A 24667-nucleotide genomic window follows, 5' to 3' on the forward strand; every position below is an offset into this window, starting at 1 on the left:
TAGATTCCCGTTTATAACGGGAATTTATTTTTATATTTGACCCTATTAAAACAACTAATAAATGAAACTTTTAGAAAATAAAACAGCAATTATTACAGGAGCTACTAGAGGAATTGGTAGAGGAATTGCATTAGAGTTTGCAAACCAAGGGTGTAATGTTGCATTTACTTATAGTTCTTCTGTGGAAGCAGCAACTGCTTTAGAAAATGAATTAAAAGAATTAGGGGTAAACGCTAAAGGATATCAATCTAATGCGGCAGAGTTTGATGCAGCTCAAGAGTTGGCAAAAAATGTTTTAGCAGAATTCGGAACTATTGATGTATTAGTAAACAACGCAGGTATTACAAAAGATAATTTATTAATGCGTATTTCTGAAGAAGATTTTGATAAAGTAATCGAAGTAAATTTAAAATCAGTTTTCAATTTAACCAAAGCAGTGATTCGTCCGATGATGAAGCAACGTGCAGGCTCAATTATCAATATGAGTTCTGTAGTTGGATTAAAAGGAAATGCAGGTCAAGCAAATTATGCAGCTTCAAAAGCAGGAATTTTAGGATTTTCAAAATCAGTAGCTTTAGAGTTAGGTTCTCGTAATATTCGTAGTAACGTTGTAGCTCCCGGTTTTATTGAAACTGAAATGACTGCAAAATTAGATGAAAAAGTAGTTGAAGGTTGGAGAAATGAAATTCCTTTAAAAAGAGGTGGTACTCCAGAAGATATTGCAAACGCTTGTGTATTCTTAGCATCTGATATGAGTTCATATATTACTGGTCAAACATTATCAGTTGACGGAGGAATGTTAACATAAGATTTGACTTAAATATAAAAAGTAAAAAAGCCTGTATTATTTTTATAATACAGGCTTTTTCTATTTTAATGGGTTGATTTGCTTGTAAGCGGGCAAGCACGAGGGATTTGCCTTGGGGGACAATTTCTATAAACTCAACTTAAAGAGGATATAAGTTTTAGGGGGAGTTTATTTTTTAATGACTCATAAAATTCAAACGATTTGTTGGGGGATACAAATACTGAGGGGTTATTTGAATTTTACAATTCATTAAATTCTTTTGGGATTATAAGGGAATCATTTATGCGATCATTTTTTTTTGTAATCTTCAAAGGTTCCATCATCGTATAGAACTAAAATATTTTTAATTTCTCTAAAAGCGGCTGATTCTTTTGGTTTCATAGTACTCTCTGAGAATTTCGTATTTGATTTTTTTTCGGGTTCTTGGTCAAATACTACATTTTCAGTAAACAGAGAAGGAGCTTCATTTTTCTCTATATTTATCTCTTTCTCTTGATTTTTTACATTTGGAGGAAAACTGCCTTTACCATACACTAACCAATTTAGATCAACTTCATCAAAAGCCGTTTCAACTTTTATAATAAAATCTAAGCTCGGTTTATTTCTTCCTGATAATAGGTGAGAAATGCTAGATCTTGGAACATCAATTTTATCAGCAAAGCTTGACGCTGATAAATTGTAATAGTCTAATATCTGTTTTAATCTTTCAATCATTTGTTTACTTATGTAAACATTAGGAATTGTTTACGATTGTAAATATATATTGTTTTATAAATGTAGACAAGAAAAATTTAATATTTCTTCAAAATAATTCAAAACAAGGCGATTAAATACTTTAACAAATAACATTTAAATTACTGTAAAACAATGTTTTAAGGGTTAGGTATAGAGAAAATTTATTCTTTTGTTAAATATCTTTATTTACATTTGTAATTAAACTAATTATTTGTTTTGTTAAGTTTATAAATGTAAAAATCTCTTTTTTTTAATAAATATAATGTGTTTAAATAACCATTTACCCTTATTTAACTGACTTAAACATCAAATAAGCAACTTTAAGGTTAATAATAATGACTCTTCAGAAGTAATAGTTTAAATAAATATAAATAAGGCTATAACCTTTATAATACTTCAATAAGTACTTTAAATTACTTATGAGTTTAATTATATCCTTTCAAAGTGCTTATATAAATTTATTATGTACTTAGAAATAGAAGTTAAATAAGAAGAATATTACAAATGTTACCATAATTAGATAGTTAACAAGTGTAAACTATATGTTTTGTTGTTTACTTTTGTAAAAAAAGAAAGCACCCTGTTTACAGAGTGCTTTTTGTAGTTGAGAATGTAGTATTGTATTCTACTTATTTTTTATTTTCTATCCATTTTCTTGCATTAACAAAAGCTTCTAACCAAGGTGAAACTTCATCTTTTCTGTCTTGTGGATAGTTAGCCCAGTTCCATTGGAAAGTAGAACGTTCAATATGTGGCATAGTTACTAAATGACGACCAGTCTTATCACATAGCATTGCTGTGTTATAATCTGAACCGTTTGGATTGTTAGGATATCCTTCATATGCATACTTAACAACAATATTATAATTATCTTCAGTTTCAGGTAAATTGAACTTTCCTTCTCCGTGAGAAATCCAAACTCCTAATTCTGTTCCAGCCAAACTAGATAACATTACTGAATTATTTTCCTGAACTTTTACAGATGTAAATGAACTTTCGTGCTTTTTAGAATCGTTGTGTAACATCTTACCGTGTTCGTTATGTTCTGGATTGATTAATTCTAACTCCATAAACAATTGACACCCGTTACAAATACCAACAGAAAGTGTATCTTCTCTGTTAAAGAAGTTTTTCAAAGCAGTGTTCGCTTTTTCATTATATAAAAATGCTCCAGCCCATCCTTTAGCAGAACCCAAAACATCTGAATTAGAAAAACCTCCAACAGCTCCAATAAATTGAATATCTTCTAAAGTTTCACGACCAGAAATTAAATCAGTCATGTGAACATCCTTCACATCAAAACCAGCTAAATACATAGCATTTGCCATTTCACGTTCAGAGTTTGAACCCTTTTCACGAATGATAGCTGCTTTAGGTCTGTTAGTTATAGTACCCACAGTATCAGCAAGCTTTCCTGTAAAATGCGTTGGGAATGTATATTGTAAAGGTTGATTTTTATAATTATCAAAACGATTTTTAGCTAAACCATTAGCCGTTTGTTTTTGATCTAATAAATAAGAAGTCTTATACCAAGTATCTCTTAATTCAGCAATTGATAAAGCAAAAATATCAGAACCATTTTTAATATTTAATCGATCAGATTCAATTACCGAACCAATTTTAAAGAACTCGATGTTATTATCAGCTAAAGTTTGTTCTATAGAAGCGTCAGTTGCTTGGAAAACAATTCCTGAGTTTTCAGCAAATAACAACTTGATACTGTCAGCTTCATTTAAAGTTGATAAATCTAAGTTCGCACCTATGTTTACATCTGCAAAACACAATTCTAATAAAGTAGTAATCAATCCCCCAGATGCAACATCGTGACCTGCAACAATTTTTCCTTCCTTAATTAAATTCTGTAAAACATTAAATGTTGATTTAAAGAACTCATTATTAGTAATCGTAGGAGCAGAGTTTCCTAATTTGTTTAGTATCTGCGCAAATGAACTTCCTCCTAATTTAAAATCATCTTGCGATAAATTGATGTAATAGATATCTCCTTTGTTTGGTTGTAAAACAGGTTCTACTACTTTAGTAATATCATTACAGTTAGCCGCAGCTGAAATAACAACAGTTCCTGGAGAAATTACTTCTTCATTAGGATATTTTTGTTTCATTGATAAAGAATCTTTTCCTGTTGGAACATTGATTCCTAAATCGATTGAAAAATCCGAAATAGCCTTCACAGCTTTGTATAAGCGAGCATCTTCACCTTCATTTTTACAAGGCCACATCCAGTTTGCTGATAATGAAACCGATTGTAAACCATCTTTTAAAGGTGCCCAAACAATATTCGTTAATGCTTCAGCAATTGAGTTTTTACTTCCAGCTACAGGATCAATCAATCCAGAAATAGGAGAGTGCCCAATCGTAGTAGCAATACCTTCTTTACCTTTATAATCTAGCGCCATTACACCGACATTGTTCAATGGAATTTGTAAAGAACCAACACATTGTTGCTTCGCTACTTTTCCTCCAACACAACGGTCAACCTTATTCGTCAACCAATCTTTACAGGCAACAGCTTCTAATTGTAAAACTTGTTCTAAGTAGTTAGTGAAGTTTTCTTTAGAATAGTCAACATCAGCATAATTACGATCAACTGTATTATCAGTCATAATCGTTTTAGGAGAACTACCAAACATATCTTCTAAAGCTAAATCCATTGGTTTGTTTCCATTGGTTTTAGATTCAAAAGTAAAACGGTGGTCACCAGTAACATCACCAACAGTGTACATTGGTGAACGCTCACGTTCAGCAATCTTATTAAGGGTGTCGATATGCTTCTCAGCAATTACTAATCCCATACGTTCTTGAGATTCGTTACCGATAATCTCTTTATCAGATAGGGTAGGATCCCCAACAGGTAGTTTATCTAAGTCGATTTTTCCACCAGTATCTTCTACTAATTCTGATAAACAGTTTAAGTGTCCACCAGCTCCGTGATCGTGAATAGAAACGATAAAGTTTTCATCACTTTCTACCATACCACGAACCGCATTGGCAGCACGTTTTTGCATTTCAGGATTTGAACGCTGAATTGCGTTTAACTCAATTCCTGTTGAAAACTCTCCAGTATCAGCAGAAGAAACCGCAGCTCCTCCCATACCAATACGGTAATTTTCACCACCTAAAATTACTATTTTATCTCCTTTTTGTGGAGTATCTTTTAAAGCTTGCTCTTTTTTACCATATCCGATACCACCTGCTTGCATAATTACTTTATCGAAACCAAGTTTGCGAGCATCTTCTTCATGTTCAAAAGTAAGAACAGAACCACAGATTAATGGCTGACCTAATTTATTACCGAAATCAGAAGCTCCGTTAGAAGCTTTGATTAAAATATCCATAGGAGTTTGGTATAACCACTTACGTTCGTCCATTCCTTTTTCCCAAGGACGATTTTCTTCTAAACGAGAGTAAGAAGTCATATAAACAGCTGTTCCTGCTAATGGCAACGATCCTTTTCCTCCAGCTAATCTATCACGAATTTCACCTCCTGAACCTGTTGCAGCACCATTGAAAGGCTCAACAGTAGTAGGGAAGTTGTGTGTTTCAGCTTTTAATGAAATAACAGATTCAAATTCTTTTGTTTCGTAAAAATCTGGTTTATCTGCGCTTTTAGGAGCAAATTGCTCTACTTTTGGACCTTTAACAAAAGCAACATTGTCTTTATAAGCAGATACAATATCGTTAGGGTTTTGCTTAGAGGTTTCTTTAATTAACTTGAATAAAGAAGTTGGCATTTCTTCACCATCAATAACAAAAGTACCGTTGAAAATTTTATGACGGCAGTGTTCTGAATTTACTTGAGAAAATCCAAATACTTCAGAATCTGTTAACCTTCTTCCAATTTTAGTTGCTACTTCTTCTAAATAAGAAATTTCTTCACGACTTAAAGCCAACCCTTCTTGCTCATTGTAAGCAGCAATATCATCAATTTCTAAAATTGGTTCAGGTTGAATATCAATGGTAAAAGTTTCTTGGTTTAATCCATCAAATTTTTGAGAAATCATTGGGTCGAAGTCAGAAAAATCATTAGCTACTGCATCAAATTCTTCAATTCTGATAATTCCAGAAATTCCCATATTTTGAGTAATTTCAACGGCGTTAGTACTCCAAGGAGTAATCATAGCTGCTCTAGGGCCAACAAAAAAGGCGTCAAGAGACGCCGCGTTTATTTTCGGTTGGTTGCCAAATAACCAAGTTAACTTCGAAATTGTTTCAGATGTTAATTCTTCTGTTGTTTGAACAGCAAAAACCTTGCTGTTTACGTTTCCAAAGAAATGAATCATTGTTAGTTGTGTTTGTGTATGTTTTTGAAAGGTGTAAATTTAATTCTTTTGGATGAAATAAAAGCATAAAAAAAGCAGCAAAATTTTGCTGCTTCTTATAAGGTTATTTTACTTGTTAAAGTAATGACTATCAATATACATTTCTTGTTCAAACTTGTTTGTTGACACACTTATGTCAATATGTTCAAAACTTTTTACTTCGTATGTAGATTTTGAAGATACCCCTCTTATATCATCTAGTGCTGTTTTAAGCACAATTTCATTTTCATCACCAAAAGGTAAGATGTTATCCCAATGTTTCCATTCTTCGATTAAAATATTAGGCTCAAATCCATCACCATAATCATTTTGACCAAGCTTATTGTAGATTTGAAAAACAATTGGCTGCATAGCCATTTTATGTGAAGTATTGACTCCTTTACCATCATGAAAAGTATAATCAGTAGTAGGAGAGTCGTATAAGGTGATAGACCCCTCATTTTTACCAACTGTTTTAGTTCCTATTATTTTAACATCAATAAAGGGACGCAGTCCATTTATAATCATTTCACTAGCAGATGCAGTACTACCAGATGCTAAAACATATAATTTATTAATACCTGATAATCTATTGATTGTTTCTTCACTAGTCTTTTTTCCATCTGTTCCATAAACATTTAACGTATTGCCAAAATAATAAGGTGAATCTTGTTGAGGATGTTTGTCGTTAAATTTTAACTCGGCAAACTTATCAGTACCGGCTTCAGCATGTATCATACTTGCTAAATATGCAGATGTTTGTACAGAACCACCACCATTAATTCTTAAATCTAATACTAATTCTTGAATTCCAGCAGATTTTAACTCACCAAAAGCTGCGTTTAATTCATCATTATAAGACGATCTAAACCCATTGTATAGTAAGTAGCCGACTTTTTTACCATTTATATTATCAAAAATCTTAGTTAGATGGACGGGGTTATCAGACACTACAGCCTGTGTTATAGTTTTCTTCTCTTTAAGGGTTTTACCGTCTTTTTCAGTAAAAGAAAATTCAGAGGTCTCTTGGTAATATCCATCAAGTACAGTTTCATAATTACTTACGGTCATTACAGTTCCATTTATAGCATTAATTATGTCTCCTCTTTTAAATCCTGCTAAATCTGCAGGAGAACCTTTTGAAACATGTTGAACAAATATTACAACATAGTCAGTAGTACCAACTCTAACGAGACTAGGTCTAAAACCAAAAGTTTTTGAAGTTCCTTGAAATTGTTGTTGCTGAGCGACATAATCTTCTATGAACCAAGAAAAGTCATCGTCAGCATGTTTAAGGCTTTCAAATAATGAATTAGGTGTATTATATGAGTTTAGAAAGGTATAGTAATCATTTATATTATCATCTTTACTATCTGCTAAATTAGGAACATCTTCTTGCCAATTGTACCACGAGTTCATGGCTTTCCATACAAAATTATTTATTTTATTGTTTAGTTTAACTTCATCTACTGATTCAGCTAGTTTATCATCTTTACTACAACTTAAAAGAATTGTAAACATAAAGGATAGTAATATGATTTTTTTCATTATTTAAAGTAATTATATATTAATTTATAAACAATATAACATATAAAATATCACTTACCCTATTTTTTTTACAAAAAAATTAATTTTTATCAGGTATTCTGTTTCTTTCTATTTTACCTTTTTTTACTGTTTTATAGTTTTCGTAACAATTTAAAACAGCTTCAATTAATTGTAGGTCACTGGCTTTTTTTATAAAGTATTCAGAATAGTTACAGTCAGATAATAGCTTATTTAACTCAGCCCTATCCATTTCAAGATATTCCATCATAACTTCACGATCAAATTTACCAGCTAACATTTTACGCAAATCGTCTTCTTTTTTAAGCTTCTTTAATTTTTTAAGCTGTTTAGGTTTGCTTCCGAATAGGTTATATACCAAATCAACCGGATTCAAGAGTTTAGCAATAGGAGAGGAAATTTTTTGAGGCCTTCCAACTTCATACGTTTGTGGCAATCCATTGATATGTATTCTAGTAAAACGATCTTTTGGAACTTGTTTTATATCTACCTCTAAAACACCAATTAGTTCAGTTGACTTAATTACAACTTCTTTTACCTCTTCAGGCTTTTCCTCTAAAGATATAACAACTTCATTTCCTTTTAAAAGATCATTAGTAACTTTTAGCTTAATAGAAGCATAGCCTAAATAAGAAACCAACACAGTATCATTTGCTTGAGCAACAAGATCAAAGAGTCCATTTTCATTAGTAATGGTACCTACTACGCTATTAAGGTTTAAAATATGAGCTGCACTTAAAGGTTTTTTAGATTCTGAATCTATTATTTGCCCTTTTAATTTGTCTTGTGCCTGAATAGATGATATACTAAATACTATTGCTATTAGGAAGAATAATTGTTTTTGCATAAGGCGAAAATAAGAATAATAGGCTTTACACTCGTTAATAATATGTGAAATTAATTATTACTTAAATACAGGGGGGTTGTTTGTTAAATATATAAGTATATGATGTTGTTTGGTAGTTAAAACTAAAAAAAATAGATAAAAAAGTAGGGAAAACATATTTAAAGATGTTTAATAACTCCTCGAGGTCTTAATTAGTACAATGTTAAATTTAAAAAATAAATAAATGAAAAATCTAAAAATACTTGGATTAACCCTTTTTTCAATTATTTCATGTCAAAAAGAAGATTTATTACATAACTCAGAAATAAACTCTAGCACAGAGCAAATAGCTCAATTTATAACGTCAGATATTCCTGATGGTATTCATAATTTAAATATTAAAGAACTACATGATAATAAGTCATCCAAAGCCGAAAGAGTGGCTATGGAAGAAAACTGTGTTGATAAAGAAATATCGTTTACTCAAACAGATTCAGACTTCTTTATTTTAGATGCTAATAGTTCTTTATTATGGCCAGGTAATTTAGTAGCAGCAAGATCTATACAAGAAGGAGCTCCAGTATCTATACCTATTTCAGGAGAAGACAGGAATCCAGTAGAGGTAAGAGTTAACGTGTTATCGGGAACATCTGCTTCTACTTCAAGAATAATTGAAGCACCAACACCAGGAAAAGTACAAGACAATTTGAATTCTATTTTAAATGCATACTATAAAAGTGAAGCTAATTTTCCTGCTAGCTTTGATATTAGTATTCAAAGAATTCATGATGAAAAACAATTTCAACTTTCTTTAAATGCAGGGTACTCTGGACCAAGCGTAAAAGTATCTGGTAGTTTTGGGCTTGACTTTTCTAGCCAAAAAACAAGATATGCAGTTACTTTAAAGCAACGTTTTTTTACGGCTTCAGTGTCTCCTAAAGAAGGAATTATTGGAAAGAATGGTTGGTTTAACAGTAATGTTTCTCCAGATAGGTTAAAACCTTATGTTACTGATTATTTAGAGGTAAGTGAAGATCAACAAAATCCGTCTTCGTATATAGAGTCAGTAACTTATGGTAAACTATATACGTTAATTTATGAATCTAGTAGTAGTGCTAAGGAAGTAGAAGCAGCATTGAACTTTGCATATAAAGCAGTAGGAACAAAAGTGAATGCAGAAATAGAAGCAAGATATAAATCTATTTTCAGTGAATCGACTGTTAAAGTAAAGCAGTTAGGAGGAAATGCAACTTCAGGAATAGCATCATCTTTAGCTGCTATGGCTAATAATTTAGATAGAGTTGTTGATTTTCTAAAAGAAGGAGCAGAGGTGTCAGTTGATAATCCAGGATATCCTATCTCATATAAAGTGAATTATACATATGATAATAGACCTTTCAAAGTAAGTTCAAATTTAGAGTATACTATCAAAGAATGTGATTTAGTGTATTATGATAAAATAAGAGTAGATCCAACTAATGTAGCATTATATGGAAGTGATCATGGAACTAGTGGAGCTGAGCTTTTTGGTAGGTTTTATGTAGAAAAATATGATCAAGAATTAGGATCTTGGTATTTAGCAGGAAAGAAAATTTACTGGGGATACGGAATTGAAGAACATGTAGGTTTAGACTATTATAAATTTGGACAAAAAAGAAGTGTAGCCGATGGAAAAGTAATTGACTTTATGGTAAAAGCTAAAGCAGGTGAGCGCTTTAGAATAGTTTCTGTAGTAGGTGAATGTGACTCTGGATGTTATGTTTATAGAGATGGAGTAAAGGCTTATAATGAGTATGAATATAATCTTAGTTCAAAGAAATGGGAGGATTATACAAGACACAATCCGTATGTAGATAATTATACAGTAGGAGATGGTTTTCATAATCAAACATGGAACGGTGTAAGAACCATAGTTCAAGATGATACTTGTTATTTAGACTATAACACATATATATTAAATTAAATAATTTATCTATGATTTAAGTGCAAGGAGGCTGATTAGTCTCCTTGTTTTAATTTGTATTCGGTTTTTATGATGTTTTAAATTCTACAGAAAAAATAAAAAAAGCACTATACAAAATGTATAGTGCTTTTTTTATTGTGCACGTAACAGGAGTCGAACCTGCACTTCCGTTGGAAACAAGCCCCTCAAGCCTGCGCGTCTACCAATTCCGCCATACGTGCATAAACTAAAAAAGTTAAGCATGTGCTTAACTTTTTGTGACCGGGCTGGGGCTCGAACCCAGGACCCTCTCCTTAAAAGGGAGATGCTCTACCAACTGAGCTACCCGGTCATTGCTTCTTTGTGAAAGCGGTTGCAAATATACAACTGTTCTTTAAACCAAAAAAGCTTTTTTGTAATATTTTTTACTCATATTTGTAACTGCTTAATTACTAGTTTATGAAAATTGTATTATTAGGGTATATGGCTAGCGGAAAATCGACAATTGGACGAATTTTAGCCGAAAAAATGCAAACTCCATTTATCGATTTAGATGAATATATAGAAGAAAAGGAAAGAAAAACAGTTTCTGAAATTTTTGAACAGAAAGGAGAAATCTATTTTAGAAAGCAAGAACATGTGTATTTAAAAGATCTTTTAGAAAAAGAGGGTGATTTCGTTTTATCTTTAGGAGGGGGTACTCCATGCTATGCTAGAAATATGGAGGTATTATTAAGTTTTAACAATGCGAAGTCTGTATATTTAAAAACAAATATCACTACCATTGTAGATAGGCTAACGAACGAAAAAAGTAAACGCCCACTGGTAGCTCGCCTAAACAAAGACGAGTTGTCAGAGTTTGTTGCTAAGCACTTGTTTGAAAGAAGCTACTTTTATAATAAAGCAACATATAAATTAATAGTTGATAATAAAAGCATACATGAAACAGTAGAGGAGTTAGAAAAATTACTAAGTTAAGTAAGCAATTGTTTCATTAACCTTAAACTCTACAACTACATGTTCTTTAATAGAAGTTGATAAAGAAATTCCTTTAAAATCAGCTTTTACAGGATACTTTTTATGATTTCTATTAACTAATACAGCTGTTTTAAATCTTTTTAAAGGAACTTCTAAAAAATGCTTTACACCATATATTAAAGTTGTTCCTGAATTTAAAACATCATCTACTAAAACTAATGCTTTATTTTGATATTCTTCACTCTTAATAGAAGTAGTAATTGGACTGATAGGATTTTTTTTATCGATAGAAACTTTGCATAAAGTTATTGATAAAGGAGAGATGTCACTTAAAATAGTCGAAATTTTTTCTGCTAAAAAATATCCATTATCAGCAATACCAGCTATAATAATTTCTTTTTCGTCGCTATTGCTTTCGTAAATTTGAAAAGCAATTCGACGAATTTTTTGTTCAACTTGAGTATTATTTAAAATGATATTATTTAAGGCTGTCATAGTTAGTTAACTTTAACTTAGTTTTGGTTTACAAATTAACATCATTTTTATTAGAATCTTCATAATAATCATCAATATCACGACGATCTTTTTTGGTAGGGCGCCCTGTTCCTTTTTTACGATAATAATCTTTAGCGTATTTTAATAACTCAGTTTTTTCAAACTCTTCTTTAGGGGTTATGTCTTTTCTATATAAATCAACCAATTTAGCTCCAACTCGATTGGGTGGAATATCTAACACCTTTATTTTGTAATTAATTTGATTTTTTCGAATAGTTATTTCTTCGTTACCAAATATTTCTTTTGATGGCTTTAGGTTAGTGCCTTCTATTTTAACATGCCCTTTTTTACAAGCATCTGTGGCAATACTACGGGTTTTAAACAAGCGAATACACCACAAATATTTGTCAATTCTCATATAAAAAGTTAATTTTTATCGTTTCATTTTTTACAAAGGTATAAAAATGGTAAATTGCGCGTTAAAATTTCAGAATTAAATGATAAAATTTAAACATGTATTTTATACAGCCATTATAGGTACTCTTTTGTATGCTTGTGGAAGTGATAGCAACTCTTTAGTTGACAATTTTGACCATGAAGCTCAAGCTTTGAAAGATAAAGATTCGATAGCAAAATTTTTAAAGAATTATTATTTTGATGATACAATAGATTCTATAAAACCTATAATTGCTGGTAAAACACCATTATCAGAAGATAGTAGGTTAATAAAAAAGACACATACAGAAAACGATATTGAATATGATTTATATCATTTAGTCATAGAAGAAGGACAATCTCCGAAAGGTAACCCTACAGAGTTAGACTCTGTTCTAACTAACTATCAAGTATGGTATACAACTAAAGTAGATCAACTAGAGTTAAGTCAAACAGGAACTACTCCAATTTGGTGGAATTTGACATTATCAGGAAGTCAGTTCGATGCTCCTACGCCTATTAGAGGGTGGACTTTAGGAATTCCAAACTTTAAAGCAGGCATTAACACATCTAGCCAAGGAGAGCCTATTTCTTATGATAAATTTGGAAAAGGAATTTTGATTGTTCCTTCAGGCTTAGCTTATAGAAATTCGGTAAATGGAGGAATACCTGCCAATTCTCAGTTAATCTTTTATATTGATTTATTCGACTTTGTAGAAGATACAGATCATGATAGAGATGGAGTACCTTCTATATTAGAAGATTTAGATGGAGATGGAAACCCTAGAAATGATGATACTGATGGAGATAATATTCCTAATTATTTAGATACAGATGATGATGGAGATGGAGTTTTATCAAAAGACGAGGATAAAAATGGAGATGGAAACCCAGCTAACGATTTTAGTGATCCAAATAAGCCTACGATACCAGATTATCTAAACAGGGATATTTTTTAAGGTCAAAAAGTAAACATAAAAAAAACCGAAGTCTAAGACTTCGGTTTTTTTTATGTTTAAAATTTAAAAGTTAGAACCTATATGATAAACCTATAATAATTTGGTTTATACGAGTATCAAAATTTACGTTTTCACTAATATTGTTATCTACAAATTTAGACTCAGTATCAGACAAAGCTCTTTCCCAACGTACATCTAATCCCAATTTACCAAGTTCAACACCAGCTCCTAACTGTAAACCAACTGAAAAACCGTCAGAATTTACTTGTTTAAGATCTTTAAAGTTAAAATCAGAGTCTAAAATATATTGAAAAGATGGTCCAGCAAAAACATGTCCTACTTTTAAAAAGTTTAAACCTAATAAAACAGGAATATCTATTTTTTGAATTTCATAAGAGACATTCTGGTTATTTGTTGAGTTGTTTGATTTTCCTTCTGGATAATAAACAACATTATTATTCAATTGTGTATATACCAATTCAGGTCTAATATATAAACCAGTAGCTGGTAATTTTATACGTAACCAAGCACCAGCATGAAAACCTGTTTTACTTTTGGCCCCATCAAAGACATCATTTTTTACATCAGAAAAAGAGTCAGAATTGTAGTTAATACCTCCTTTAATACCTCCTTGTATTTGGCTTTGTGCTAACTGTGAGCCTCCAATTAGAAGACATAAGATAAAAATTGCTTTTTTCATTTGTTTTTAATTTACACTATTATAATTGAGTTAAATATTTACTTTTATATAAAAAAATACATCACTTTAAACCTTAAAAGTGATGTATTTATTGTTTAGTTGTTTATGTTTTTTATTTTCTAGAAATAACTTTTTCAACTGCTTTTACTATAGCTTCGTCATTTAAACCATATTTTTTCATTAACTGATCTGGAGTAGCAGATTCACCAAAACTATCGTTTACAGCAACAAACTCTTGTGGAGTAGGGGCGTTGGTAGCTAAACAACGTGCTACACTTTCTCCTAAGCCTCCATATTTGTTATGCTCTTCAGCAGTAACTATACAGCCTGTTTTAGCAACAGATTTTAAGATAGCTTCTTCATCTAATGGCTTAATAGTATGAATGTTTATTACTTCAGCAGAAATACCTTTAACTTCTAATTGTTCAGCAGCTTGTAAAGCTTCCCATACTAAGTGACCTGTAGCAACAATAGTAACATCATTACCTTCAGTAAGTTGAATTGCTTTTCCTATTTCAAAAGGTTGATCGGTCATAAATACTGGTACTTTTGGACGCCCAAAACGTAAATATACAGGACCTTCATGTTCTGCAATAGCTAAAGTAGCAGCTTTGGTTTGGCTGTAATCACAAGTATTTATAACAGTCATTCCAGGTAACATTTTCATTAATCCAATGTCTTCTAAAATTTGGTGTGTAGCTCCGTCTTCACCTAAAGTTAACCCTGCGTGAGAAGCACAAATTTTCACATTCTTATCAGAATAAGCAACTGATTGACGAATTTGATCATAAACTCTACCAGTTGAAAAGTTAGCAAATGTACCAGTAAAAGGAATTTTTCCTCCAATAGTTAATCCAGCAGCAATTCCGATCATATTTGCCTCGGCAATTCCTACTTGATAAAAACGCTCAGGGTGATTTTCAGCAAATTCATTCATTTTTAATGAACCTGTTAAATCAGCACATAAAGCTACAACATTAGGGTTTCTCTGTCCTAATTCTGTTAAACCATCACCAAACCCAGAACGGGTATCTTTTTTTTCAGTATAAGTATATTTTTTCATCAGTTTGTGTTGTGTAAATACGCATCAAAAATAATCTTTTATATAGATGTAAAGCTACAATTTTGATAATTCTTTGTAAAGTTTATGAACAGGAAACCCCATAACATTAAAATAACTTCCTTCAATTTTTGTTATTCCTATTTTACCAATCCATTCTTGAATACCATAGGCTCCCGCTTTATCAAACGGTTGGTACGTTTTTATATAGTAATCAATTTCATCGTCTAAAAGTTCTTTAAAACTGACTATAGTGGTGTCATTCACAGTTTTTTGAAATGATTTGTTAGTAATACATATAGAGGTAATAACTTTATGTGTAGTGTTAGATAGTTTTTTAAGCATTTGGAACGCCTCATTGTAATTTTTGGGTTTTCCTAAGGCTTCATTATTTATCCATACAATGGTGTCTGATGTTATTAATAACTCATTTTCTTTTAAATCTTTTTTAAAAGGAATAGCTTTTAAATCAGCCAAAAAGTCAGTTATTTCTGTTTGCTGCAATTCCTCAGGATAAATTTCTTCTATATCTTTGATTTTAACAGTAAAAGGAATATTTAAGCTTTTAATAAGTTCTTGTCTTCTCGGAGAGCTTGAGGCAAGAATAATAGAATACTGTGATAATTTAGTTGATAACATATTTAATATAATAAGATATAGTAGGAACACTTAAAAGAGCAAGAAAAAAACTTATATAGCTTATTTTTAATAAATTATTATAGTCTTTGCTTTCTGAAGCTAACATTAGTTTATATATAAAATATAGTTCAGGGAGTATTCCTAGCAGCATAATAGTTGAAAAAATAAATTTATTTTTTAAAAAGGCAACAGCAACAGAAAATACAAATAAACAAGCTATAAACGAAAGCATCAAGGCAATATCTTTAGCCCTTTTTCTACCAAGTAAAACAGGTAGGGTATTTTGTTTATTTATATTGTCATGGTTTACGTTAATAATATCAATAATTATTTCTATGACCATATTGCTAAGAAAAGAAATAATTACGTAACCTATGGTTATCAACTGGAGGTTATAAAATAATTCCCATTGTTCTATAGATAAGTTTAATGGGAAATCAAACCACCAAAGCATAAGTAAGGCAAAAGGTTTTAAAAAAGAAGTAACAATGTTACTAAAAAAGGTTTTCTGGATATTGTTTTTTGAATATAGGTGTACAACTATTGGACAAATTATAAAAATAAGACCATACCATATTTTATTTACCTTTAGTGATACAATTAAGCCTACTAAAATTCCAAATATCATTAATAAAATAGATACTTTTTTTATCTTATTTAAAGGGAGTCTGGTTTTTTTTTGTTTGTTTCTAAAAAAAAAGCTAGTTAAGTAACCAGAAGCTAATAAGAAAGCACTTGAAATAGATAGTAAACCAAGATCAAAAAAAGAGAGAGTTGTTTCAAAACCATAACCATATAAAAAAGAATACTTAAATAGAAATAAAATAAAAATAAAATATATAATTTTTTTCCATTGTATGATATTTAAGAAAGTATCATTCATTTAGTTAAAAGCCTTTTTTATTCTGGCTAAATCACGTTTATTATCACGATCTTTAATGTTTTGTCTTTTATCATGGGTTTTCTTTCCTTTAGCTAGAGCAATATCTAATTTAGCCCAACCACTTTCGTTAATGAATAAACGCAAAGGAACAATTGTATTACCTTTAGCTTCAACTTCCTTTTCAAGTTTTTTTAATTCACGTTTATTAAGTAGTAAACGGCGCTCACTTTTGGGATTATGGTTGTAATGATGCCCAAAGGCATACTCTTCGATGTACATATTTACAACAAAAAGCTCTCCTTTATCGTTAAACTCGCAAAAGCTCTCAGTAATTCGAGCTTTGCTTTGTCGTATTGATTTTATTTCAGTACCTGTGAGCTGAATTCCTGCTGTGTATTTATCAAGTATCTCGTATTCAAAACGAGCCTTTTTATTCTGTATGTTAATTTTTTTTTGCATAAAATAAAACACAAATATAACTATAATTTTAAGTTGTTAAATAAAATTATTAAGCTATGATTTAAGTCATGTTTTTAGGGAAGTGTGGAGTGTAATTTTGCTCAAAATTAAAACTTATAATCATGAAAAAAATTATATTAAGTATTGTATTAGGAACATTGTTTTTTAGTAATGTAAATGCTCAAGAAAATGCTAAGACAAATGATTTTAAAAAATGGCAAGCTCGTTTTAGATGGGTAAGTGTTTTACCAAATGAATCTGCAACAATTGGTACTATTGGAGGAGATGTTGAAATAGGTAAAAATTTTATTCCAGAATTAGACTTTACTTACTATTTTACTCAAAATATAGCAGCTGAATTAATTTTAGGAACAACTAATCACGATGTAAAAGCAGTAAACACAGCCTTGGGAAATGTTAATTTAGGTGATGTTTGGTTATTACCTCCAACATTAACGCTACAATACCATTTTAATATAAGTGATTTTAAACCTTATGTTGGGGCAGGTGTTAACTATACTGTTTTTTACGATGCTAATCCAGGAGCTGTGGTTGATGTAGATTATGAAAATAGTTTTGGGTATGCACTTCAGTTAGGTTTTGATTACGATTTAGACGATACTTGGTTTTTAAACGTAGATGCAAAATATATAGGATTAAGTACAGATGTTTCTGTAAATGCAGGTGTAGCGACAGTACCAGCAGAAGTAGACATAAACCCGTTACTTATTGGTTTTGGAGTAGGTATGAGGTTTTAAACCAATAAATTTTAATTCCTTTTATAGAGCTACTTAATTGTAGCTCTTTTTTTATGTTAAACTTAACAAGTAAAATTAATGAATACTTGTAAATTTGTTTATGATTATAATGACTAAAATAAACAACATTTTATGAGATATTTATACATTTTATTATTTTTATCAATAGTTTCTTGTAAACCAAAATTTACTGCCCAAGAAATAATTGATAAGTCAATAGCATACTCTAGGTTGAACGAAATTGGAGATGCTACAATTTCCTTTGATTTCAGAAAAAATAATTATAAAGCAGTTAGAAACAACGGTGCTTTTAAATTAGTTAGAACTATAAAAAATGACTCGGTAAGAATAAAAGATGTGTTGTCAAATGACAATTTTGAGCGTTTTGTAAATGATAGCTTAGTTGAGCTAACGGAAAAAGATGAAAATCGTTATAGAAACTCTGTAAACTCAGTTCACTATTTTTCAGTTTTACCTTTTGGATTGAATGATAAAGCTGTTCAAAAAAAGCTATTAGAATCAGTTAAAGTTAAAGGAAAAGAGTATTATAAAATTAGAATAACATTTACAGAAGAAGGAGGAGGAGATGATTTTGATGATGTATTTATATATTGGTTTGCTAAAGATAATTTTCAACTAGATTATTTAGCATATAAATATCATACAAATGGAGGAGGAGTACGTTTTAGAGATATAAAAGAGGAAAAAATAATAAACGGAATTCGTTTTGTTGATTATAATAACTATAAACCTTTAAAAGATGGTATTGACTTTTATATCATTGATAAACTTTATGAAGAAGGTAAACTAAAAAAAGTTTCTGAAATCGTACTAAATAATATTGTAGTAAATTAAAAAAAGGGAGTTTTTAACTCCCTTTTTTTATTCAAAATTAGTTATTAACTAAATCCGATTGATTTCTAAATACCAGCTCATCATCAAAAGCATCTAGTAAAATAATACTATCAGTAGTTACTTGTCCAGATAAAATTTCTTTAGATAACTGATTTAAAACTTCTTTTTGAATAACACGTTTTACAGGACGCGCGCCAAACTCTGGTTGGTATCCCTTTGTAGCTAAGTAATTGATAGCCTCATCTGTAGCGTCAAAAATAATGTTTTGTTGCGCAATCATCTTTTTAACATTATTCAATTGTAGTTTTACAATTTCTTTAATATTATTCTCTGATAATGGAGTGAACATGATAATATCGTCAATTCTATTCAAAAATTCAGGTCTTACAGATTGTTTTAATAAACCTAAAACTTCTGTTTTAGCTAAATCTATAGTAGTATCAATGTCTCCCTTCATATTATCAAATTTCTCTTGAATAATGTGGCTGCCCATATTGGAGGTCATAATAATTATGGTATTTTTAAAATCAGCAATACGTCCTTTATTATCCGTTAACCTACCTTCATCTAGTACTTGTAATAAAATATTAAAAGTATCAGGATGTGCTTTTTCAATCTCATCTAATAATACAACTGAATACGGTTTTCTTCTAACAGCTTCAGTTAGTTGTCCGCCTTCATCATATCCAACATACCCAGGAGGTGCACCAACCAATCTGCTTACTGAATGTCGTTCTTGATATTCACTCATATCAATACGTGTCATGGCATTTTCATCATCAAATAAATATTCAGCAAGAGCTTTGGCTAACTCAGTTTTACCGACTCCAGTTGTTCCCAGGAACAAGAAAGAACCAATAGGTTTGTCAGGGTTCTGTAATCCTGACCTAGAACGGCGTACAGCATCAGAAACTGCTTCAATAGCTTCTTCTTGACCAACAACACGTTTATGTAGTTCATCTTCTAGTTTTAACAACTTCTCACGCTCAGATTGTAACATTTTAGTAACAGGAACTCCGGTCCATTTAGCTACAACTTCAGCAATATCATCATAGGTTACTTCTTCTTTAATTAAAGAGTTTCCTTGTTGATTTGCTAAAATATCTTGTTGTTTATCTAGCTCTTCTTGTGCTTCTTTAATTTTACCATAACGTAATTCAGCTACTTTACCATAATCACCATTGCGCTCAGCTTTTTCAGCTTCGTGTTTATAGTTTTCTATATCAGTTTTTAAGTTCTGAATAGTATCTACAACACTTTTTTCAGATTGCCACTTGGCATTGATTTCATTACGCTCTTCCTTTAAATTAGCTAAATCGGCATTTAAAGATTTTAACTTAGTTTCATCGTTTTCACGTTTAATGGCTTCAATTTCAATTTCTAACTGCATTATTTTACGATCTAGTACATCTAATTCTTCTGGTTTAGAATTGATTTCCATACGTAATTTAGAAGCAGCTTCATCCATTAAGTCAATCGCTTTATCTGGTAAAAAACGATTGGTAATATAACGTTGGGATAATTCTACGGCTCCAATAATGGCTTCGTCTTTTATTCGAACCTTATGGTGTGTTTCATATTTATCTTTAATACCACGTAAAATAGAAATAGCACTTTCTGTATCTGGTTCATCTACCATTACTTTTTGAAAACGACGTTCTAAAGCTTTGTCTTTTTCAAAGTATTTTTGATATTCATCTAGAGTAGTAGCTCCAATAGCTCTTAATTCTCCACGTGCTAAAGCAGGTTTTAAAATATTAGCAGCATCCATTGCACCTTGACCACCACCAGCACCTACTAAAGTGTGAATTTCATCAATAAATAATACGATGTCTCCTTCAGACTTTGTTACTTCTTTTACTACAGATTTTAAACGTTCTTCAAATTCACCTTTATATTTAGCTCCAGCAATTAGTGCTCCCATGTCTAAAGAAAAAATTTGTTTTTCTTTAAGGTTTTCAGGAACGTCACCACGAATGATTCTGTGTGCTAAACCTTCAGCTATTGCAGTTTTACCTGTACCAGGCTCCCCAACTAGAATTGGGTTGTTTTTAGTTCTACGTGATAAAATTTGTAATAAACGTCTAATTTCTTCATCACGACCAATTACAGGATCTAATTTTCCGTCTTGTGCTAACTGATTTAAGTTTTTAGCATATTTATTTAAAGAATTATAAGTTTCTTCGGCACTTTGTGAGGTCACACGATTTCCTTTACGTAATTCTTCAATTGCTGCTTTTAAACTTTTTTCTGAAACACCTTGATCTTTTAAAACTTGTGCTATTTGACTTTTAGATTTAAAAATAGCTAAAATTAAATGCTCAATAGAAACATATTCATCGTTCATTTTCTTAGCAATAATAGATGCTTCATTTAATGTTTTATTAGCTTCACGAGAAAGCATTAAGTCAGCACCAGTAACTTTAGAAAAACTTTCTAATTGCTTATCTAATATTTGTTGTATAACAGTTACATTTATATTGAGTTTCTTTAAAATGAAAGGAAGTACATTTTCGTCGACTAAAAATAAAGCTTTGAAGATGTGTTCATTTTCTATAAGGTTGTTACCATAACTTTGCGCTAATTGTTGCGCTTGTTGTATGGTTTCTTGTGATTTTATTGTATAATTGTTAAAATTCATATCGTTTTTATTTTTCTCTATAAAAGTCAAATTCAATACCAATTGATTTTTTTTAAAAAACAAGAGACGTTTTGTCTTTAAAAATAAATTTTTTATGACTTTTTGACTGGTAGGATGATAATTAAGAACAATAATGTTATTAAAATAAGAACTTAATGGGAGTATTAAACACTATTTTTGGAAGAAAAGAAAAAAATGAAGAAGGAAAAGAGTCATTTATTAACTGGACTCCATTAACATCGGTAGAGCAAATAAAGGAAATAAAAGAATTATCGAATAAACAACCAATTGCTATTTTTAAACATTCAACAAGGTGTGGAATTAGTAGCATGGTAATTAAACGTTTTGTAAATAGTTTTGATGAGGAATTAAAAGATTTTAAAGTGTATTATCTTGACTTACTCAGTTATAGAGATGTTTCTAATGAAATAGGGTATACATTTCAGGTTTTACATCAATCTCCTCAGTTGTTGGTAGTTAAAAAAGGAGAAGTAATTTCGCATGCTTCTCATTACGATATTGCTCGTATTGATTTGAAAAAAATCTAAAAAAGATGCCATTTTTAATGGGATTTCCTTAAATACCTCGTATTTTTGCGTATTTCAAAATTAATAGAGATTTGAGTAACGAAACAGCAACTTCACAACCAAAGAAAGGAAAAAATCTATACGATTATCAAAAAGAAGCATTGCACAAAATTTTCAAAAGTTTTGAGAATGCCCCCGAAAATTACCATTTACTTTATCAACTACCTACAGGAGGAGGAAAGACCGTTATTTTCTCTGAAATTACACGTCAATACTTAAAACATTATCAAAAGAAAGTATTGATTATGACACACCGAATAGAGCTGTGTAAACAGACAGCAAAAATGCTTAAAGAGTTTGGTGTTGTAAATAAAATTATAGATAGTAAAGCAAGTTTAGACGATCAAAATGAGTTTGATTGCTTTGTAGCTATGGTTGAAACGTTAAACAATCGTTTGAATGACGATATGTTAGATATTTCAGATGTAGGTTTAGTAATTATTGATGAGGCACATTACAATTCTTTTACTAAACTATTTAAGTTCTTTGATAAGTCTTTTATACTGGGTGTAACTGCAACTCCTTTAAGTTCAAATATTAAGCTTCCTATGAAGGATAATTATGATGAGCTTATTGATGGGGAGAGTATTGGGGCTTTAATTCAAAATGAATATTTGGCAAAAGCCAATATTTATTCTTATAATGTAGGTTTAACTTCGTTAGAAGTAGGGGCTAATGGTGATTATACTGTAAAATCATCTGAAGATTTATATACAAATACAGATATGCTTTCAAAGCTTTTACAAGCTTATGAAGAACGGGCTAAAGGAACAAAAACCTTAATTTTTAACAATGGTATTAATACATCGTTGCATGTATATGATACGTTTAAAAGAGCTGGGTACCCAATTGCACATTTAGATAACACTAACACTAAGAAGGAACGTGATTTTATCTTAAAATGGTTTCATAAAACACCTAATGCTATAATTACTTCGGTAAGTATCTTAACAACAGGGTTTGATGAACCTTCTGTACAATCAATTATTCTTAATAGAGCAACGAAATCGTTAACATTATATTACCAAATGATTGGTCGTGGTTCTCGTATTTTACCTGGGAAATCAGAATTTAATGTAATTGATTTAGGAAACAACTTCCATCGTTTTGGACCTTGGGGTGCCGATTTAGATTGGCAAAAAATGTTTAGGGCACCTAATTTCTATCTAGACAATTTATTATCTGATGAAGAAATAGAAAGTGACTTTAAATATGAGTTACCAGCAGATGTTAAAGCAGAGTTTGCTAATTCTGAAGACCTTTATTTTGATGTTAAAAAAGTATACAGAGACACTATTCAAGGAGGAGAGTCTTCAAAAAGAGTACTGGAAAAATCAATAGAACATCATGCAAAAATGTGTGTTGAAAATAGTGAAGATGTTTTTGATGCATTGATATTAGCAAAAATGTTGGGAGGAGATATTGATGACAGAATTTTTAGATACTCAAAATGTATCTCAAAGAGTACTCATAATTTCATTGATTGGTTACAAGATGACTATCGTAAAAAATTAAATAGTTATTTACGAAATAATTTTGATGAAGTATATGAGCAAATTCATGGACATCCACCACCTGAAGATGAATAAAAATAAAAAATCCAGTTCTTTTGAACTGGATTTTTTTATGCTTATATTATTAGTAATGATAAGTATTTACTTAGCTGGTAAAATTTTACCTGAGCATTCACCAAAACCAATACGAATTTTTTCATTTTTACAATAACCACGCATAATAACAGTATCGTTATCATTTATAAATTTACGTTCGCTACCGTCGTTTAATTTAACAGGGTTCTTACCTCTCCAAGTTAATTCTAACATTGAACCAAAGCTATCTTGAGTAGGACCAGAAATAGTACCACTACCCATCATATCACCTGCATTTACAGGACACCCATTTACTGTATGATGTGTTAATTGTTGTACCATCGTCCAATACATGTATTTAAAGTTAGAATTACACACTACAGTTTCTTCTTTACCTTCTGGTTGAATAGCCATTTGTAAATTAATATCGTAACTATCTTTACCTTCTTTCTTTAAATAAGGTAAAGGTTCATATACTTGTTTAGGATTATCTACTCTAAAAGGCTCTAGTGCATCTAAGGTTACAATCCAAGGAGAAATTGTTGAAGCAAAATTCTTTCCTAAGAAAGGTCCTAATGGAACATATTCCCAAGCTTGAATGTCACGAGCAGACCAGTCGTTAAACAATACCAGTCCGAAGATATAATCTTCTGCTTCTTCAATAGGTATTCTATCTCCTAAGTCGTTAGCAACTGTAGTAATAAAAGCCATTTCTAATTCAAAATCTAATAATTTAGAAGGTCCAAAATTAGGTGTAGTTTCTCCTTCATTAGGACGCTGTTGCCCTATAGGACGACGAATTGGAGTACCAGATGGCACGATAGAAGAACTTCTTCCGTGATAGCCAATAGGAATTTGTAACCAGTTTGGAAGTAAGGCATTTTCAGGATCTCTAAATAAGCTCCCTACATTCGTTGCATGTTCTTTACTAGCATAAAAATCGGTATAATCTCCTACAGCGACAGGAAGTTGCATTTCTACTTCATCCATTCTAAAGATTATTTTGTCTTTGTGCTCAGCATTATCTCTTAGCTTACTGTTTTTTACATCAAAAATATCAGCAATCCTATTACGAACTAAACGCCATGTTTTACGTCCGTCTGCAATAAAATCATTTAAGGTGTCTTGTAAGAAGATATCATCTGTTAAAGGAATTCCATCAAAATATCCTAATTGATGTAAAGCACCTAAATCAATCGCATAATCACCAATTCTTGTACCAATTGTTATGATATCATCTTTAGTTAAAAAAACCCCAAAAGGTATATTTTGAATAGGAAAATCTGAGTTTTCAGCTACAGTTAACCAAGATTTTCTATTCGGGTTATTAGCAGTTATTTCCATTTATCGTTTTTGTTATATTTTCATCAAACCTACATATTTTTTTCAATTTACCCCAAAAAGATGAGTAAAAAAAATGTGAAAGTATTTTAGCG

At 30.8% G+C, this 24667-nt stretch carries 21 protein-coding genes and 2 tRNA genes; 8 read left to right on the plus strand and 15 right to left on the minus strand.

What is annotated here, in order from left to right; genetic code table 11:
• Nucleotides 1-61 precede the first annotated feature (61 nt).
• The gene (gene fabG / locus ABMY20_RS05075) at nt 62-808 is read left to right on the plus strand and encodes a 3-oxoacyl-[acyl-carrier-protein] reductase (protein ID WP_073183981.1); all 747 of its coding nucleotides are present in this window, start codon (nt 62-64) and stop codon (nt 806-808) included.
• Nucleotides 809-1096: 288 nt separating this feature from the next.
• Here fabG and ABMY20_RS05080 read toward each other — a convergent pair whose 3' ends face one another.
• From ABMY20_RS05080 to ABMY20_RS05095, 4 genes are all read right to left on the minus strand, one after another.
• Nucleotides 1097-1522 carry a helix-turn-helix transcriptional regulator gene (locus ABMY20_RS05080; RefSeq protein WP_073183984.1) on the minus strand — a complete coding sequence of 142 codons (426 nt, stop codon included), beginning with the start codon at nt 1520-1522 and terminating at the stop codon, nt 1097-1099.
• Nucleotides 1523-2172: 650 nt separating this feature from the next.
• On the minus strand, nt 2173-5841 hold the full coding sequence (purL, locus tag ABMY20_RS05085) for a phosphoribosylformylglycinamidine synthase (RefSeq protein WP_349264783.1): 3669 nt from the start codon (nt 5839-5841) through the stop codon (nt 2173-2175).
• A gap of 108 nt (nt 5842-5949) precedes the next feature.
• A complete protein-coding gene (locus ABMY20_RS05090; RefSeq protein WP_349264784.1) occupies nt 5950-7407 on the minus strand; it encodes a S41 family peptidase in 1458 nt (485 codons plus the stop codon).
• Between the two features lie 79 nt (nt 7408-7486).
• Nucleotides 7487-8272, minus strand: a complete 786-nt coding sequence (locus tag ABMY20_RS05095; protein ID WP_159614974.1) for a carboxypeptidase-like regulatory domain-containing protein — start codon at nt 8270-8272, stop codon at nt 7487-7489.
• A 223-nt stretch (nt 8273-8495) separates the two neighbouring features.
• On the opposite strand from ABMY20_RS05095, the gene ABMY20_RS05100 reads away from it, so the two are divergent.
• Entirely contained in the window at nt 8496-10214 is a 1719-nt protein-coding gene (locus tag ABMY20_RS05100; protein ID WP_159614973.1) for a thiol-activated cytolysin family protein, read from the plus strand.
• Nucleotides 10215-10352: 138 nt separating this feature from the next.
• On the opposite strand, the gene ABMY20_RS05105 is transcribed toward ABMY20_RS05100, so the two are convergent.
• Together ABMY20_RS05105 and ABMY20_RS05110 are read right to left on the minus strand one after the other, a co-directional pair.
• Nucleotides 10353-10435 (minus strand) — tRNA-Leu (locus tag ABMY20_RS05105).
• A gap of 37 nt (nt 10436-10472) precedes the next feature.
• Nucleotides 10473-10545: transfer RNA gene (locus ABMY20_RS05110), tRNA-Lys, on the minus strand.
• 107 nt (nt 10546-10652) lie between these two features.
• Here ABMY20_RS05110 and ABMY20_RS05115 point away from each other — a divergent pair.
• Nucleotides 10653-11171, plus strand: a complete 519-nt coding sequence (locus ABMY20_RS05115; protein ID WP_349264785.1) for a shikimate kinase — start codon at nt 10653-10655, stop codon at nt 11169-11171.
• Here ABMY20_RS05115 and ABMY20_RS05120 read toward each other — a convergent pair.
• Both ABMY20_RS05120 and ABMY20_RS05125 read right to left on the minus strand, forming a co-directional pair.
• Nucleotides 11163-11666, minus strand: a complete 504-nt coding sequence (locus ABMY20_RS05120; RefSeq protein WP_073184038.1) for a phosphoribosyltransferase family protein — start codon at nt 11664-11666, stop codon at nt 11163-11165. The two genes, ABMY20_RS05115 and ABMY20_RS05120, sit on opposite strands and share 9 nt — an antisense overlap.
• A gap of 28 nt (nt 11667-11694) precedes the next feature.
• Nucleotides 11695-12084 carry an RNA-binding S4 domain-containing protein gene (locus ABMY20_RS05125; protein WP_047788815.1) on the minus strand — a complete coding sequence of 130 codons (390 nt, stop codon included), beginning with the start codon at nt 12082-12084 and terminating at the stop codon, nt 11695-11697.
• Nucleotides 12085-12163: 79 nt separating this feature from the next.
• On the opposite strand from ABMY20_RS05125, the gene ABMY20_RS05130 reads away from it, so the two are divergent.
• On the plus strand, nt 12164-13060 hold the full coding sequence (locus tag ABMY20_RS05130) for a hypothetical protein (RefSeq protein WP_047788814.1): 897 nt from the start codon (nt 12164-12166) through the stop codon (nt 13058-13060).
• Between the two features lie 70 nt (nt 13061-13130).
• Here ABMY20_RS05130 and ABMY20_RS05135 read toward each other — a convergent pair whose 3' ends face one another.
• From ABMY20_RS05135 to smpB, 5 genes are all read right to left on the minus strand, one after another.
• Nucleotides 13131-13760, minus strand: a complete 630-nt coding sequence (locus tag ABMY20_RS05135; RefSeq protein ID WP_159614970.1) for a porin family protein — start codon at nt 13758-13760, stop codon at nt 13131-13133.
• Between the two features lie 112 nt (nt 13761-13872).
• On the minus strand, nt 13873-14823 hold the full coding sequence (locus ABMY20_RS05140) for a transketolase family protein (protein WP_047788812.1): 951 nt from the start codon (nt 14821-14823) through the stop codon (nt 13873-13875).
• Between the two features lie 54 nt (nt 14824-14877).
• Nucleotides 14878-15459, minus strand: coding sequence for a Maf-like protein (locus ABMY20_RS05145; RefSeq protein ID WP_159614969.1), 582 nt, complete (start codon nt 15457-15459; stop codon nt 14878-14880).
• The gene (locus ABMY20_RS05150; RefSeq protein ID WP_073184031.1) at nt 15446-16342 is read right to left on the minus strand and encodes a UbiA family prenyltransferase; all 897 of its coding nucleotides are present in this window, start codon (nt 16340-16342) and stop codon (nt 15446-15448) included. Before ABMY20_RS05150 ends, ABMY20_RS05145 begins: the two co-directional genes overlap by 14 nt.
• The gene (gene smpB / locus ABMY20_RS05155; RefSeq protein WP_047788809.1) at nt 16343-16801 is read right to left on the minus strand and encodes an SsrA-binding protein SmpB; all 459 of its coding nucleotides are present in this window, start codon (nt 16799-16801) and stop codon (nt 16343-16345) included.
• A 122-nt stretch (nt 16802-16923) separates the two neighbouring features.
• Here smpB and ABMY20_RS05160 point away from each other — a divergent pair, with 122 nt between their 5' ends.
• The gene (locus ABMY20_RS05160) at nt 16924-17559 is read left to right on the plus strand and encodes an OmpW family outer membrane protein (protein ID WP_159614968.1); all 636 of its coding nucleotides are present in this window, start codon (nt 16924-16926) and stop codon (nt 17557-17559) included.
• A gap of 132 nt (nt 17560-17691) precedes the next feature.
• A complete protein-coding gene (locus ABMY20_RS05165) occupies nt 17692-18414 on the plus strand; it encodes a DUF6503 family protein (RefSeq protein WP_349264786.1) in 723 nt (240 codons plus the stop codon).
• Between the two features lie 37 nt (nt 18415-18451).
• On the opposite strand, the gene clpB is transcribed toward ABMY20_RS05165, so the two are convergent.
• The gene (clpB, locus tag ABMY20_RS05170) at nt 18452-21055 is read right to left on the minus strand and encodes an ATP-dependent chaperone ClpB (RefSeq protein WP_047788925.1); all 2604 of its coding nucleotides are present in this window, start codon (nt 21053-21055) and stop codon (nt 18452-18454) included.
• 155 nt (nt 21056-21210) lie between these two features.
• On the opposite strand from clpB, the gene ytxJ reads away from it, so the two are divergent.
• The gene (ytxJ, locus tag ABMY20_RS05175) at nt 21211-21603 is read left to right on the plus strand and encodes a bacillithiol system redox-active protein YtxJ (RefSeq protein WP_173360235.1); all 393 of its coding nucleotides are present in this window, start codon (nt 21211-21213) and stop codon (nt 21601-21603) included.
• Between the two features lie 71 nt (nt 21604-21674).
• A complete protein-coding gene (locus ABMY20_RS05180) occupies nt 21675-23231 on the plus strand; it encodes a DEAD/DEAH box helicase (RefSeq protein ID WP_047788805.1) in 1557 nt (518 codons plus the stop codon).
• Nucleotides 23232-23297: 66 nt separating this feature from the next.
• Here ABMY20_RS05180 and fahA read toward each other — a convergent pair whose 3' ends face one another.
• Nucleotides 23298-24575 (minus strand): fumarylacetoacetase, encoded by a 1278-nt coding sequence (fahA, locus tag ABMY20_RS05185; protein ID WP_047788804.1) that lies wholly within the window; start codon nt 24573-24575, stop codon nt 23298-23300.
• Nucleotides 24576-24667 lie beyond the last annotated feature (92 nt).

The organism is Tenacibaculum sp. SSH1-16 (assembly GCF_040104435.1).
GTDB classification, from domain to species: Bacteria; Bacteroidota; Bacteroidia; order Flavobacteriales; family Flavobacteriaceae; genus Polaribacter; species Polaribacter mesophilus.